Origin of the sequence: Neobacillus muris (assembly GCF_943193175.1) — a bacterium.
Taxonomy (GTDB): domain Bacteria; phylum Bacillota; class Bacilli; order Bacillales; family Cytobacillaceae; genus Neobacillus; species Neobacillus muris.
Window position 1 is genome coordinate 1 of the sequence record NZ_CALPDF010000042.1, and the last position, 14,874, is coordinate 14,874.

General features: G+C 42.2%; 9 protein-coding genes and 9 tRNA genes. 17 read left to right on the forward strand and 1 reads right to left on the reverse strand.

Annotated features, from left to right (window positions below):
• Positions 1-242 precede the first annotated feature (242 nt).
• From NFS43_RS19945 to NFS43_RS20010, 14 genes are all read left to right on the forward strand, one after another.
• Positions 243-316 (forward strand) — tRNA-Met (locus NFS43_RS19945).
• A gap of 3 nt (positions 317-319) precedes the next feature.
• Positions 320-393 (forward strand) — tRNA-Asp (locus NFS43_RS19950).
• A 3-nt stretch (positions 394-396) separates the two neighbouring features.
• Positions 397-469, forward strand: a tRNA-Phe gene (locus tag NFS43_RS19955).
• Between the two features lie 31 nt (positions 470-500).
• Positions 501-576 (forward strand) — tRNA-His (locus NFS43_RS19960).
• Positions 577-593: 17 nt separating this feature from the next.
• Positions 594-667, forward strand: a tRNA-Gly gene (locus NFS43_RS19965).
• Positions 668-680: 13 nt separating this feature from the next.
• A tRNA-Ile gene (locus NFS43_RS19970) sits at positions 681-757 on the forward strand.
• A 10-nt stretch (positions 758-767) separates the two neighbouring features.
• A tRNA-Asn gene (locus NFS43_RS19975) sits at positions 768-842 on the forward strand.
• A 3-nt stretch (positions 843-845) separates the two neighbouring features.
• A tRNA-Ser gene (locus NFS43_RS19980) sits at positions 846-936 on the forward strand.
• A 3-nt stretch (positions 937-939) separates the two neighbouring features.
• A tRNA-Glu gene (locus NFS43_RS19985) sits at positions 940-1,011 on the forward strand.
• A 530-nt stretch (positions 1,012-1,541) separates the two neighbouring features.
• The gene (gene glgB, locus NFS43_RS19990; RefSeq protein WP_251554561.1) at positions 1,542-3,491 is read left to right on the forward strand and encodes a 1,4-alpha-glucan branching protein GlgB; all 1,950 of its coding nucleotides are present in this window, start codon (positions 1,542-1,544) and stop codon (positions 3,489-3,491) included.
• Positions 3,433-4,590 (forward strand): glucose-1-phosphate adenylyltransferase, encoded by a 1,158-nt coding sequence (locus tag NFS43_RS19995; RefSeq protein WP_251554562.1) that lies wholly within the window; start codon positions 3,433-3,435, stop codon positions 4,588-4,590. Before glgB ends, NFS43_RS19995 begins: the two co-directional genes overlap by 59 nt.
• Before the next feature lie 68 nt (positions 4,591-4,658).
• A complete protein-coding gene (locus NFS43_RS20000; protein ID WP_251554563.1) occupies positions 4,659-5,690 on the forward strand; it encodes a GlgC family sugar phosphate nucleotidyltransferase in 1,032 nt (343 codons plus the stop codon).
• Positions 5,687-7,138 (forward strand): glycogen synthase GlgA, encoded by a 1,452-nt coding sequence (gene glgA / locus NFS43_RS20005; RefSeq protein ID WP_251554564.1) that lies wholly within the window; start codon positions 5,687-5,689, stop codon positions 7,136-7,138. The genes NFS43_RS20000 and glgA overlap by 4 nt, the downstream gene beginning before the upstream one ends.
• Positions 7,128-9,521, forward strand: a complete 2,394-nt coding sequence (locus NFS43_RS20010) for a glycogen/starch/alpha-glucan phosphorylase (RefSeq protein WP_251554565.1) — start codon at positions 7,128-7,130, stop codon at positions 9,519-9,521. The genes glgA and NFS43_RS20010 overlap by 11 nt, the downstream gene beginning before the upstream one ends.
• A gap of 41 nt (positions 9,522-9,562) precedes the next feature.
• Here NFS43_RS20010 and NFS43_RS20015 read toward each other — a convergent pair whose 3' ends face one another.
• Entirely contained in the window at positions 9,563-10,498 is a 936-nt protein-coding gene (locus NFS43_RS20015) for a 1,4-dihydroxy-2-naphthoate polyprenyltransferase (RefSeq protein ID WP_251554566.1), read from the reverse strand.
• 337 nt (positions 10,499-10,835) lie between these two features.
• On the opposite strand from NFS43_RS20015, the gene NFS43_RS20020 reads away from it, so the two are divergent.
• From NFS43_RS20020 to menH, 3 genes are read left to right on the forward strand one after another with little or no spacing between them, the layout of a single operon-like run.
• Positions 10,836-12,302: an isochorismate synthase gene (locus NFS43_RS20020; RefSeq protein ID WP_338150623.1), complete on the forward strand. Its 1,467-nt coding sequence runs from the start codon at positions 10,836-10,838 to the stop codon at positions 12,300-12,302.
• A 1-nt stretch (position 12,303) separates the two neighbouring features.
• Positions 12,304-14,055, forward strand: coding sequence for a 2-succinyl-5-enolpyruvyl-6-hydroxy-3-cyclohexene-1-carboxylic-acid synthase (gene menD / locus NFS43_RS20025; RefSeq protein ID WP_251554567.1), 1,752 nt, complete (start codon positions 12,304-12,306; stop codon positions 14,053-14,055).
• A complete protein-coding gene (gene menH, locus NFS43_RS20030) occupies positions 14,052-14,858 on the forward strand; it encodes a 2-succinyl-6-hydroxy-2,4-cyclohexadiene-1-carboxylate synthase (protein WP_251554568.1) in 807 nt (268 codons plus the stop codon). Before menD ends, menH begins: the two co-directional genes overlap by 4 nt.
• Positions 14,859-14,874: the final 16 nt, after the last annotated feature.

Below are 14,874 nucleotides of genomic sequence, written 5' to 3' on the forward strand. Positions count from 1 at the left end.
CGGCTGAAGGGATCGGTCTTGAAAACCGACAGGCGGGTTAAACCGCGCGGGGGTTCGAATCCCTCTTCCTCCGCCATAAACACAATTTTTCTATTTATTATTATCGCGGCGTGGAGCAACGAGCGTTGTTTCAATGAAATATCTGCGAGTTGTATCAATCGAGCTGCTGCTTGAATAAGCTTTCTGAGATTGATACAGTCCGTGAATTTATGAGCATGGACATTCTAAATATTTTTTACTATCGCGGGGTGGAGCAGTCCGGTAGCTCGTCGGGCTCATAACCCGAAGGCCGCAGGTTCAAATCCTGCCCCCGCAATCTGGTCTGGTAGTTCAGCTGGTTAGAATGCCTGCCTGTCACGCAGGAGGTCGCGGGTTCGAGTCCCGTCCAGACCGTATGGCTCAGTAGCTCAGTCGGTAGAGCAAAGGACTGAAAATCCTTGTGTCGGCGGTTCGATTCCGTCCTGAGCCACCTTTTAAAATGATCTTTCACAAATATTATGGCGGTTGTGGCGAAGTGGTTAACGCACCAGATTGTGGCTCTGGCATTCGTGGGTTCGATTCCCATCAATCGCCCCATCCGATTTGATTTTTACGCGGGTGTAGTTTAGTGGTAAAACCACAGCCTTCCAAGCTGTTGTTGTGGGTTCGATTCCCATCACCCGCTCCATATAATATATTATGGGCCTATAGCTCAGCTGGTTAGAGCGCACGCCTGATAAGCGTGAGGTCGATGGTTCAAGTCCATTTAGGCCCACCATTTATATTTTTCCGCAGTAGCTCAGTGGTAGAGCTATCGGCTGTTAACCGATCGGTCGTAGGTTCGAATCCTACCTGCGGAGCCATATAGAGAAGTACCCAAGTGGCTCAAGGGGCTCCCCTGCTAAGGGAGTAGGTCGCGTAAGCGGCGCGAGGGTTCGAATCCCTTCTTCTCTGCCAGTCGGCCCGTTGGTCAAGCGGTTAAGACACCGCCCTTTCACGGCGGTAACACGGGTTCGAATCCCGTACGGGTCATACAAAGAAGCTGATAACAATAGTTATCAGCTTTTTTGTTATATAAAAATAGTAGTTCTAAATAATTATTTTATTTTAGTAGTCGGTAAATTTTATAAATGATAATTCCTCATATCCTCTTTTACTACAATCATCCCTTATGTTCATTCTTTCTCACGTACCGATTGCCTGTATGGCTGAATATTGATAGTAAGTAAATCCTGCAATTAAATGATCTCCATAAAAATTCGCCCCACAGTACCTTCAAAATAATCTTCCGATTCGACTCTCAGAAATAGTATTCCTGTAATAATTTCTAACATAATATTTCTGTTCTCGTAAATAAATCTAACAAAAAAATTTTGAGGAATTTTGGCTGATAATGGCGCGAAATAGATCGGATTTACACAAAAAACAAAGAATGTTGTCTTTATTCGGCTGCTGTTAAAGAGTCTTGTCAGAAAAGATAAAAAAATATTTCGAGAATTATGATAACTTTACCTTTATAATTGAGACTTGAAAAACATATTCTCAATGGAACGAGGAAAGTCATGACGGTAAATACATTATTTCCAACGGACTATCAACTGCATTTATTTCATGAAGGAAACTTATTTCAAAGTCATCAACTTTTTGGTGCTCATATTTTAAACGATTCCACACAAACCTACACACGATTTTGCGTTTGGGCCCCGAACGCCCTTCAAGTAAGGCTGGTCGGCGATTTCAATAATTGGGACGGTCAAGGATATGAAATGCAAAAAGTGAATGATGAAGGAGTATGGGTTCATATCATCAACAAAAACCTGGAAGGATGTATTTATAAGTATGAAATTCTTACACAATCAAAGGAAATGCTCCTGAAAGCTGACCCTTATGCTTTTTACTCCGAATTAAGACCCAATACTGCCTCAATTGTGTTTTCTCTGGATGATTTTAACTGGGATGACCAAGATTGGATGAACAGGAGATATGGGAAAAATTCCTTGTCGGAGCCAGCAGTCATCTATGAACTTCATGTTGGCTCATGGAAAAAAAAACAAAATGGGGATTTTCTCACATATAGGGAGTTGGCTGGAGAACTCATTCCCTATATTCTTGAGCACGGTTTTACCCACATCGAATTGTTACCTATCGTTGAGCATCCGCTCGATGCCTCTTGGGGCTATCAGGGAACAGGATATTTTTCGGTTACTTCCAGATATGGAACCCCCAATGATTTTAGATATTTTGTGGATCAATGTCATAAACATAAAATAGGGGTTATCCTAGATTGGGTTCCTGGCCATTTTTGCAAGGATGCACATGGCCTTTATCGATTCGATGGTACGCATCTTTATTCCTATGAGCATGATAGGGACAGAGAAAATGCGATATGGGGGACAGCAAACTTTGACCTTGGAAAAGGCGAAGTACAGAGTTATTTGATATCGAATGCGATTTTTTGGATGGAGTACTTTCATGTGGATGGCTTTAGAATGGATGCTGTTGCCAATATCATCTACTGGCCAAACAGTGCCGGTTCAAAAACACAAAATCATTTAGGGATTCAATTTTTAAAAAAGTTGAATAAGGAGATCCACGAATATGATCCGTCGATTCTTGTAATCGGCGAGGACTCAACCGATTTTCCGAATGTCACGGCCCCTGTCCGCTATGGCGGCCTGGGATTTGATTATAAGTGGAATATGGGCTGGATGAACGACATTTTAGAGTATATGGAAACGCCGCCTTTTGCACGGCACGCTGCACATTCCAAGGTCACTTTTTCACTTTTATATGCGTTTTCAGAAAATTTTATGCTCCCGTTTTCACATGATGAAGTCGTACATGGAAAAAAGTCGCTTCTTGACAAAATGCCAGGGGATTATTGGGAAAAATTCGCCCAATACCGCCTTTTGCTAGGATTCATGTTCTCACATCCAGGAAAAAAACTGTTATTTATGGGATTTGAATTGGGGCAGTTTGCCGAATGGAAGGACAAAGAGCAATTAGATTGGATGTTGCTTGAGTATGACATGCATCAAAGATTAAATGAATATGTGAAAATATTAATTAAGTTATATAAACGTTCCAGGGCACTATTTGAATTGGATCACTTATGGGATGGGTTTGAATGGATTGACGCTGATAACAAAGAGCAATCGGTCTTTTCGTTTATACGGAGAGGGAAGAAAGAGGAAGACACCATTATCATTGTCTGCAATTTTACGGGTATCAGCTATCAGGAATACCAAATTGGGGTACCGCAAGCAGGGGAGTACCGTGAAATATTCAACAGTGACAGCACAGAATATGGGGGATCAGGGGTGGTCAACAAAAAGACAATTGCTTCCTTGGAGCAGCCATTTCATGGGAAACCATTTTCTATCAATATAAGCATGGGACCATTCAGTTTTCTGCTATTTAGACCTGTTAAAAAAAGAAAGGAGAGGATAGGGAATGGGAAAGAAAAAGTGCGTAGCCATGCTGTTGGCAGGGGGAAAAGGAAGCAGGCTTAATGTCCTGACAAAGGACCTTGCGAAACCTGCTGTTCCTTTTGGAGGAAAATATCGGATTATTGATTTTACCTTAAGCAATTGTTCGAATTCAGGGATTGATACAGTGGGGGTTTTAACACAGTATCAGCCGCTTTTATTAAATTCCTATATTGGGATTGGCAGCACGTGGGATTTAGACCGGAAAAATGGCGGTGTGACGGTGCTGCCTCCTTATAGCGAATCGTCTGAAGTAAAATGGTATACTGGCACGGCAAGTGCGATTTATCAAAACTTGAACTATCTTAAGCACTATCAGCCTGACTATATCCTTATTCTTTCAGGTGATCATATTTACAAAATGAATTATGAGTCCATGCTGGAATACCACATTGAAAAAAGGGCCGATGTCTCTATTTCTGTTATTGAGGTTCCTTGGATAGAAGCTGGCCGTTTTGGGATTATGAATACAAATGAGGAAATGAGAATCACAGAATTTGAGGAGAAGCCGGCTAATCCCAAAAACAATTTGGCATCGATGGGAATTTATATATTCAGCTGGAATATATTAAAGGAATATTTGGAAATGGATGCAAGAAATCCGGATTCAAGTCATGATTTTGGAAAAGACGTGATTCCTTTGCTCTTGGAACAAAAAAAGAAGTTGTTTGCTTATCCGTTTAAAGGCTATTGGAAAGATGTCGGCACTGTTCAGAGCCTTTGGGAAGCCAACATGGATTTATTAAAGGAAGACTGTGAGTTAGACCTATTCGATCCTTCCTGGAAGATTTATTCCGTCAATCCGAACCAGCCTCCTCAATACATTTCGCCAGCTGCCTCTGTGTCGGAGTCACTGATCAATGAGGGCTGTACCATAGAAGGGGAAATCGACCATTCTGTCCTTTTCCAAGGAGTTGTTGTGGGGAAGGGTACCCTTATAAAAGATTCGGTCATTATGCCCGATTCGATTATTGGGGAAAATTGCTGCATTGAAAAAGCAATCGTGCCTTGTGATGTAACCATACCAGATGGAACGGTCATTTGCTCTATGGATGATGAAATTATCCTAGTCATGAATGAAATGTTAAGCTGTCTAAAACCAGCCGTAAAGCAGCCCTACTAAAACTTGAATGGTTGATGGAGGAGAAATTGCTCTACTAATAAACAAATAAACAAGGGGGATCTGGAGAGATGAGAAGAAAGCTGTTAGGCATAATAGATGCCACAAGCTATCACGAAGATTTAGAGGATTTAATAACCCATCGATCATTGGCTGCATTGCCTTTTTCAGGGCGTTATCGGGTAATAGACTTCGTTTTGTCCAGCATGGTGAATTCAGGTATCAGAAGTGTTGCCATTTTTCCAAAAATGCAGTATCGATCGTTGATGGATCATTTAGGTTCGGGTAAAAACTGGGACCTGAATAGAAAGCGTGATGGACTATTCTTTTTCCCGTCATCGATTGTGGATTACCATGAAAATCGAATCGGTTCTTTTGATCTGTTTGCTGCCAATATGGATTACTTTTCCCGAAGCACGCAGGAGTACGCTATTATTTCTAACTGTTATACCATTTTTAATATGAATTATAAGCCAATCCTCGAGTCACACATCCATTCCGAATGTGATATTACGGAGGTCCATAACAAGGATGGAGGCTCGATGGAAATGTATTTAGTTAAAACTTCATTTCTTATGGACCTGATAAAAAATAAAAATGAAACCGGGTATTCATGCATGAGGGATGTTGTCCGGGATCCGCAAAGCCAATATAAGATATGCCATTATCTCTATAATGGTTATGCGGTCATGATCGATTCGATTGAAAGTTACTTTAACACGAGCATGAACCTGCTGCAGCCTGAGGTTTGGAAAAAATTATTTTTAAAAGATCAGCCGATTTTAACAAAGGTGAAGGATGAGCCGCCTACAAAATATATAAAAGGGGCATCGGTCAAGAACTCCATGGTGGCGAATGGCTGCCAGATTAGCGGCACGGTAGAGAACAGTATTATTTCCCGCGGGGTCACAATCGGAAAAGGTGCCGTCGTTCGGAATAGTATTATCATGCAAAAATGTGTGATTGAAGACAATTGCCATTTAGATTCGGTCATTATGGATAAGGATGTCAGGGTTGAAGCGGGAGCCCATCTTAACGGGACGGACCAGGCGCCGTTTGTAGTTCGGAAAGGGACGAAACAAGGAGCGTTGATGAACTCGTGAAGGTCTTATTTGCTGTTTCGGAATGCCAGCCATTTGCTAAATCGGGAGGACTCGCTGATGTGGCGGGCTCCCTTCCAAGGGAATTGAATAATTTGGGATCGGATGTCAGAGTGATTCTCCCTAAATATGGAACCATTGCAGAAGAATTTAAAAATAAAATGGTGAAAGTGAAAGAATTCACAGTCCCGGTGGGCTGGCGAAATCAATATTGCGGAATTGAGGAACTGGTCCATCAAGGAGTAACTTATTATTTTGTCGATAATGAATATTACTTTAAACGGGATCGGCTGTACGGCTTTTATGATGATGGTGAGCGCTTCGCTTATTTTAACCGGGCTGTGCTTGAAATGATGGAGGAGCTGCAATTCTTCCCAGATGTGGTTCACTGTCATGATTGGCATACAGGGATGATTCCGTATTTATTAAGAACCGAGTATTATAAACGGAAAGGCTATGGCTCGATTCGCACTGTGTTTACGATTCATAATCTACAATTTCAAGGGATATTCCCAAAAGAAGTGATTAAGGACTTACTAGGCTTGGATTGGGAAGCTTTTAATCAAGGGCATTTGGAGTTTTTTGGAGCTGTAAATTTTATGAAGGGGGCATTGGTGGCAGCCGACAAGATCACAACAGTCAGCCCCACCTATAAGCAGGAAATCCAAACAGGGGAATATGGTGAAAAGCTGGATGGGCTGCTAAGGCAGCGGAATGAGGACCTAATCGGCATTATAAATGGAATTGATGAGGACTTTTATAATCCCGAAAATGCCCCGTTTATATACAAACCATTCTCTTATCGGAACCCAGGGAATAAGCTGATGAATAAACGGGAGATCCAAAGATTCGCCGGAATGAGGACGAGTGCCAATGTACCGTTAATGGTGATGATTTCACGGCTGACAAAGCAAAAAGGGCTGGATCTTGTCAGGTGTGTGCTCCGTGAGATCCTCCAAGAGGATATCCAGATTCTTATTTTAGGTACCGGCGATTATGAATATGAACACTATTTAAGGCAGGCAGCCAGAATATATCCGGAAAAATTAAAGGTTTATACCGAGTTTGATGAAGTGTTTGCCCATAAATTATATGCTGCGGCTGATCTATTTTTAATGCCCTCATTGTTTGAACCATGCGGATTAGGCCAATTGATTGCGATGAGGTATGGGGCGATTCCGATTGTCCGGGAGACCGGCGGATTGAATGATACTGTACAGGCCTATAATGAGTATACTGGTGAAGGAAACGGTTTTTCGTTCCGCCATTATAATGCCCACGACATGCTTTACACGATTAGAAGGGCCCTTCACTTTTATCAGAATAAACAGGTGTGGGATTCCATTGTGAAGCAGGCAATGGAAAAGGATTATAGCTGGACCCAATCGGCATTCAGTTATAACCAGCTTTATGCAGAGCTCGTCACAAGGAGTGAGACACATGTTTTCTAAGGAGAATTTTAAGGCCGCCTTTTTACATAGGCTTGAAATGCTGTGCGGCAAAAGTTTTTCGGAGAGTACCAAGCTGGACCATTATCAAACTTTGGGCCATATGATTCGGGAATATGTAAGCGATGATTGGATCACGACGAATGAACAATATATGGCAACGAAGGGAAAGCAAGTCTATTATTTATCCATTGAATATTTACTTGGAAAGCTAATGCGTCAAAATCTGATTAATCTTGGTGTTGAACAAACGGTGGAGGAGGGCTTAAAGGAATTAGGCATTGATTTGGCTGAACTGGAAGAGTTAGAACCCGATGCTGGATTAGGCAATGGCGGCTTAGGAAGACTAGCCGCTTGCTTTTTGGATTCGCTTGCTTCGCTTGATCTTCCCGGGCATGGTCAGGGTATCCGCTATAAGCATGGGTTATTTGAACAGAAAATAGTTAATGGGTATCAAGTGGAATTGCCGGAGCAATGGCTAAGGAGCGGAAATGTGTGGGAAATCCGTAAACTGGACTTGGCCGTGAGCGTCCCATTTTGGGGAAAGGTCGATTCAAAAACGGAAGACGGACGGCTCATTTTTCAACATTTAAACGCAGAAACAGTCACAGCGGTTCCATATGACATGCCAGTTGTTGGCTATGAATCCAAGACGGTCAATACACTAAGGCTTTGGAATGCGGAACCGGCCCAATTTCCAATTCATCAAGATATATTAAAATATAAGCGGGAAACAGAAGCAATCTCGGAATTTCTCTACCCGGATGACACGCATGATGAAGGAAAAATATTACGGCTAAAGCAGCAGTATTTCCTCGTGTCTGCCAGTATCCAATCTATTGTAAGAGCTCATAAAAAGCAATTCGGCAGCCTAGATCAGCTGCATCACTACGTATGCCTTCATATTAATGATACCCACCCGGTTCTTGCAATACCTGAATTAATGAGGATTTTGATTGACATAGAAGGCTTTGGCTGGGACGAGGCTTGGCATATCACACAAAATACCATTTCTTACACGAATCATACAACGTTGTCAGAGGCATTAGAAAAATGGCCGGTAAGGATTTTTCAGCCGCTGCTTCCGAGAATTTATATGATCGTCGAGGAAATCAATGAACGGTTCTGCCGCCAGTTATGGGAGGAGACCCCAGGAAACTGGGGACGAATTGCCAACCTCGCGATTATTGCAGATAACTTTGTGAAGATGGCCCACTTAGCGATTGTCGGAAGTTTTAGTGTGAATGGAGTAGCCAGGCTGCATACGGAAATATTGAAGGAGCGGGAAATGAAACCATTTTTCCAGCTGTTCCCTGAAAAGTTTAACAATAAGACAAATGGAATTGCCCACCGGCGCTGGCTGCTCAAGGCGAACCCGAAACTATCATCGTTGATAACGGATGCTATTGGTCCTTCGTGGACCACCTCGGCCAATGATCTGACCCAGCTCCTTAACTACCAAAACGACCGTCCATTTTTGGAACAGTTAGGCAAAATTAAAGCTGCGAACAAACAACAGCTTGCCGGCATTATCTATAAGCTGACGGGAGTAGCGGTGGATACGGGGTCCATTTTTGATGTGCAGGTAAAGAGGCTGCATGCTTATAAAAGGCAGCTATTGAATGTGCTCCATATTATGTACCTGTACAATCGGATCAAGGAAGATTCCAGTTTCCACCTCACACCGAGGGCTTTTATTTTTGGTGCAAAGGCTTCACCGGGCTATTATTATGCTAAGAAAATCATTAAATTGATTAATTCGGTGGCAGATAAAGTCAATAATGACCCAAAAGTCAGGGATAGGCTGAAGGTTATCTTTTTGGAAGATTATCGCGTTTCTTTAGCAGAAAGAATTTTTCCCGCTGCTGATGTCAGCGAACAAATTTCCACTGCCAGTAAGGAAGCTTCTGGAACCGGCAATATGAAATTTATGATTAACGGTGCGTTAACGGTTGGAACTCTTGATGGGGCGAATGTGGAAATCCATGAGCGGGTAGGGGAGGACAATATCTTTATTTTTGGGTTGACTGCAGAGGAAGTCCTCCACTATTACCGGCATGGGGGATACGAATCTGTTGGCTATTATCACCATGATAAAAGAATCCAGCAGGTTATTGACCAGTTGATGAACGGATTTTTTCCAGGCGTCCAAAATGAATATGAGCCGATCGTTGACTCCTTGCTTCAAGAAAATGATCAATTCTTTGTCTTAAAGGATTTCGCATCCTATGCCAATATCCAGCAAAAAATTGGAGATCACTACACAGATATGATGAGCTGGCAAAGAAAAAGCCTCATTAATATCGCTCATGCAGGTTACTTCTCCAGTGACCGTACCATTAGGGAATATGCTTCAGACATTTGGGCAATCCATCCTCTTTTATAGCTAGAAAAAAAAGCTTCTGCGGCGCAGAAGCTTTTTGGCACTTATAGTATTATTCCTGCGAAGATGCCAATAGCCAGCAGAAATCCAAATATGGTGTTCGTTTGGGCTGTGGCTTTCATGGCAGGTGCCATGTGAATCGGCATAGTGCCTGCTTTAAATACTTTGATGGCCTTTATGGGCTTTGAAACACTCAACAGAACTAAAGCTGACCAAATAGGAGCCACACCACTGATAATGAGGGCGAACACCCAAAGGTAAGAGAAGAAGAACATCCCAGCCAATAAATAAATGGCCTTCTTTTTTCCTAATAAAATGGCTAAGGTTTTACGCCCGAATTCTTTATCGCCTTCTAGGTCTCGGATATTATTGGATAATAAAATGGCACCGACTAAAACAAATATTGGAACGGATACAAGGACACTGCCCGTGTCAACTGTTCCAGTTTGAATAAAGAATGAAATTAAAATAATCAGCATGCCCATAAAGAAACCGGCGAATATTTCACCAAACGGGGTTGATGATATCGGGACAGGCCCTCCCGTGTATAAATAGCCGACTGCCATGCCGATTAAGCCAACGAGTGCCAGCCACCAGCTGCTATTTGCGCAAATATAGATTCCTAACAATAAAGCAATCCCATAAAGACCTAACGCCAGCTGCATGACCGTTTTTGGCTTAATGCCATCCCGAACAATCGAACCGCCAATGCCAACCGATTGCTCGGTATCAAGGCCTCGTTTAAAGTCATAGTATTCGTTAAACATATTCGTCGCTGCTTGAATGATTAAACAGGCGATTAACATGGCAAGAAACATGCCAAGATGAAACTCTCCCCGCTCCAATGCAAGAGCAGTGCCGAGCAAAACGGGCACAAATGCAGCGGTCAAAGTATGAGGACGGGTCATTTGCCACCAAACTTGAAAGCCCTTATTTGATTCAACAACCGGTTTGGAACCGTGCTGTAAATTCGGCTGCATCGATAATCTCCTCCCTTATATATATCTATTTTAACATTTGGCTGTGTAAATCGCGTTGAATTTTTCACATTCCAAAACTAAGTTTATGGAATCGCTTGGATAGTGTCAATGACTTTTTACTTTCAAATTTAGAAGATAATGCCGTACCGATTATTATCTATATTTTCGTGGGAAAATGTACGTAAGCCTTTAATTTAGACGAATGTTCACAAATTGCCATATAATAAGGAAAGAATCAGGATTAATAGTGACAAGGATTATTGACTTCTTTACAATTGGAGTAGTATCTTTAATGAGGCAGAATGGAGACATATACAAAATTATACGTTCATAATTTATGATAGGAAAAATAGGTTTACAGGAATGGATAACAGCTAATGTTGGCTGTTTTGGAGGGATCAGTTTGGTTACCATTCAAGAAACAGAAATAATGGAAAAGGGTCTAAAAGCCATGAACCGTGCCAAATCACTAGGGCAGGAAATCCTGGTCAGCGAAGTCTGTGAATTGGACAAAATGAACCCTTTATCCTTTTTTAGTATAGGAAAAGAGAACTATTTAGGAGAAAGATTTTTTTGGAAGGATCCGAAGGATGAAATTATTCTCGCCGGGATTGGGATTGCGAAGCTCATCCAATTGGATCATCCGGCGGAGCGTTTCAAGCATGTTGAACACGCTTGGGAAACCTTGCTTAAAGAAAGCCTTGTGTCTAATCCTCATCAAGAAATCGGGGTGGGGCCGGTTATTTTTGGGGGCTTTTCTTTTGATCCGCTAAAAGAGAAAACATCGCTTTGGTCCAAATATACGGATTCTATGTTTTATTTGCCAAGGTTTTTACTTAGCCTCATAAAGGGAAAAGCATATTTAACCACTAATATTGTGTGTACTCCTCAAGATGAAGAGTATTTATTAAAAAAAATAGTGGATGAGCGAAATGAATTATTAGTGTCACTTCAAGGTCCGTTTGCTGCTGAACTGCCTGAACTTAAGGATAAGAGGGAGATTTCGCCGGAAAGTTGGAAGCAAACCGTTGATCATATCGTAAACGAATTAAAGTGTGGTCCTTTAAAAAAAGTAGTGCTTGCAAGAGAACTGCGATTACTATTCGAGGATTCCGTAAATGCTGAGGGAGTTTTACATAATTTGGATGAACAGCAGCATGAGAGCTTTATCTTCGCGTTCGAGTCTAATGGAGACTGTTTTATCGGGGCTTCACCGGAGCGGCTGGTAAAGAAGCAGGAAAATGAGATATTTTCTACTTGTTTGGCTGGTACCATACGCCGTGGAGAAACAGCGGAGGAAGACAGGCTATTAGGTGAAGAATTACTTCAGGATCAAAAAAATCTTATCGAACATCAGTATGTTGTCGAAATGATAAAAAAAGCGTTAGAGGAAGCATGCGATGAGATTATACTTCCTTCTAAGCCTAAGCTTATGAAGATCAGGGATATCCAGCATTTATACACCCCAGTCATTGGAAAATGCCGCCCAAACACTTCTTTATTGTTATTAGTTGAAAAACTGCACCCTACACCCGCTCTAGGCGGTTTGCCTAAGCGTGAGGCTGTTGAAAAAATTAGAGAGGTGGAGGAGCTGGACCGCGGTTTATATGCGGGCCCAATCGGGTGGCTGGATTATCAAGGCAATGGAGAATTTGCAGTTTCGATTCGTTCAGGATTAATCCAGGGGAATGAAGCATCCCTCTTTGCCGGATGTGGAGTTGTTGCTGATTCTGATTCAGCCAGCGAATTTTTGGAAACTAGCTTAAAATTTAGACCAATGCTTAGAGCATTAGGGGGGAACTAATGTGAGTCATCAAGAGTCATTAACAGCCTATCTTGCTGCTTTTTCTGCGGAGCTTGTCCACTCAGGAATTAAAGATGTAGTGATTAGCCCAGGGTCTCGGTCAACACCAATGGCAATGGTTTTGGCCGAACATCCCGATTTAAATATTCATATTCATGTAGATGAACGTTCTTCTGCATTTTTTGCTTTGGGCATTGCCAAAGCTTCTAATCGTCCTGTCGCTATTCTTTGTACTTCGGGAACAGCAACGGCAAATTATTTTCCTGCGATCATTGAAGCGAAGTATTCACGGGTGCCATTAATTGTGTTGACGGCTGACCGCCCTCATGAACTTCGCGAGGTGGGGGCACCTCAGGCCATTGACCAAATTGAGCTATATGGCAAGCATGTAAAATGGTTTGCTGAAATGGCGCTGCCTGAAGCCAACAAGGATATTATTCGCTATGCCAGAACGTTTTGTGCCCGTGCAGCCGCCATTGCGTCCCAGGCACCAGCAGGTCCTGTTCATTTGAATTTCCCATTTCGGGAGCCGCTTATTCCAAAGATCGATGCAACCCTTTTTGAACTTAGTGAACGTCCAAAAGGCTATGTAAAGGCACATAGTGGTGAATTGACATTAACCGATGCTGATTTTAAAACAATAGCTGATAACCTTCAAGGGAGCCGAAAAGGAATCATTGTCTGTGGAACTATTGCAGATGGCGAATTTGCTGATGCGGTTACAAGATTGGCCGATGTGTTAAAGTTTCCGATTCTTGCTGACCCGTTATCGCAGCTTCGCAGCGGAAAGCATAATCAAGAACATATTATCGATACATATGATACGTTTTTACGAAATGCCGATGCCAAATCGTTTCTGAAACCAGATGTTATTCTCCGTTTTGGCGCTATGCCGGTATCCAAGGCATTAACTATATTCATTAAAGAAAACCCTGATGCAGAGCAATATGTAGTGGATGGGGCTAGTGGATGGAGAGATCCAGCCTTGTTGTCTACGGATATGATTTTTTGCAATGAAACTCTTTTCTGTGAAAAGCTGTTAGGCTATGCTAAAGCCGAGGATACTGCAGAATATTTATTGAAGTGGAAGCAGATCAACCAGCTGGCGAAGAATGGGATGGCTCAAATTAGGGATAAAACTGATATGAGTGAGGCCAAGCTTTTTTATCAATTGGCAGAAATGCTCCCGGAAGAGGCCACGCTATTTGTTGGAAACAGCATGCCCATTCGTGATTTAGACAGTTTTTTCCTTAATAATCAAAAATCAATAAAAGTTTTGGCCAACCGAGGGGCCAATGGTATTGACGGGACCATCTCAACGGCCATCGGTGCAGCCCTTTATTCTAAGAAAATGTACCTAGTTCTGGGAGATTTGACGTTTTTCCATGATTTGACTGGACTCTATATTGCTAAGCGATATGGAATAGATATTAATATCATTCTTATCAACAATAATGGCGGCGGTATTTTTTCCTTCCTTCCGCAATCCGAACACTCGGAACAATTTGAACTCTTGTTCGGCACTCCGCTGGATATTGATTTTAGCCATGCTGTTAAAATGGTGGACGGACATTATGCGAGAATTTCAGATTGGAATCATTTCAGCTCTGAAATTGATCAAACACGTTATTCATCAGAAATCAAGGTAATGGAAGTGGTGACTAACAGAGAGAAGAATCTCGCGGAACATCGGGAATTCTGGAATTCTGTTTCCCAGGAAATATCGAAATTTGTCAATGGTGAACGTTCATGATTGTTCCCGTTCAGGACATTTCATACAATATAGAAGTCTGCGGGAAGGATTCCCCTTTCGTCTTATTGCATGGGTTTACCGGAGATTCATCGACTTGGTTTCCATTTTGCGATCGGTGGGGGAAAAGCCATCAGCTGATTATTCCAGACATTATTGGGCATGGTTTGACCACCGCTCCCAATGACGTGCAACTTTATGAAATGGAATCTGCAGCCCGTCAACTCGACCATCTTCTCGGCCAGTTAGGCGTTAACCAAGCTGATGTGCTTGGCTACTCGATGGGGGGAAGACTAGCCCTTACCTTTGCTATTTTGTTTCCCAACAGGGTGCGAAAGGTCATTTTAGAAAGTGCCTCTCCTGGCCTGAAAACAGAAGAGGAGAGAAAACTAAGGCGCAAAAATGATGCTGAACTGGCTAAGCGAATAAAAGAACAAGGGCTGGAGTCTTTTGTTGACTATTGGGAAAGAATTCCTCTGTTTAAATCGATGGAACAACTCCCTGCTGAAACAAAATGCAGGATTCGGGAACAGCGATTGAGAAATTCAGCTGAAGGGCTGGCAAATAGTTTGCTTGGTATGGGAACGGGGGCTCAGCCTTCTTGGTGGCATCGCTTGCAGGATTTAACTTGTGAGGTGCTGCTGATTACAGGAGAGAAGGATGAAAAGTTCTGCCATATTGCCAAACAGATGCTTCAAGAATTAAAAAATGGCAAATGGATGGTTGTAAAAAATGCTGGCCATGCAATTCATGTGGAAGAAACAGAAATTTTTGGTACAATAATAAGTGACTTTTTGTCACATTAAAACATTAAGGAGGTTA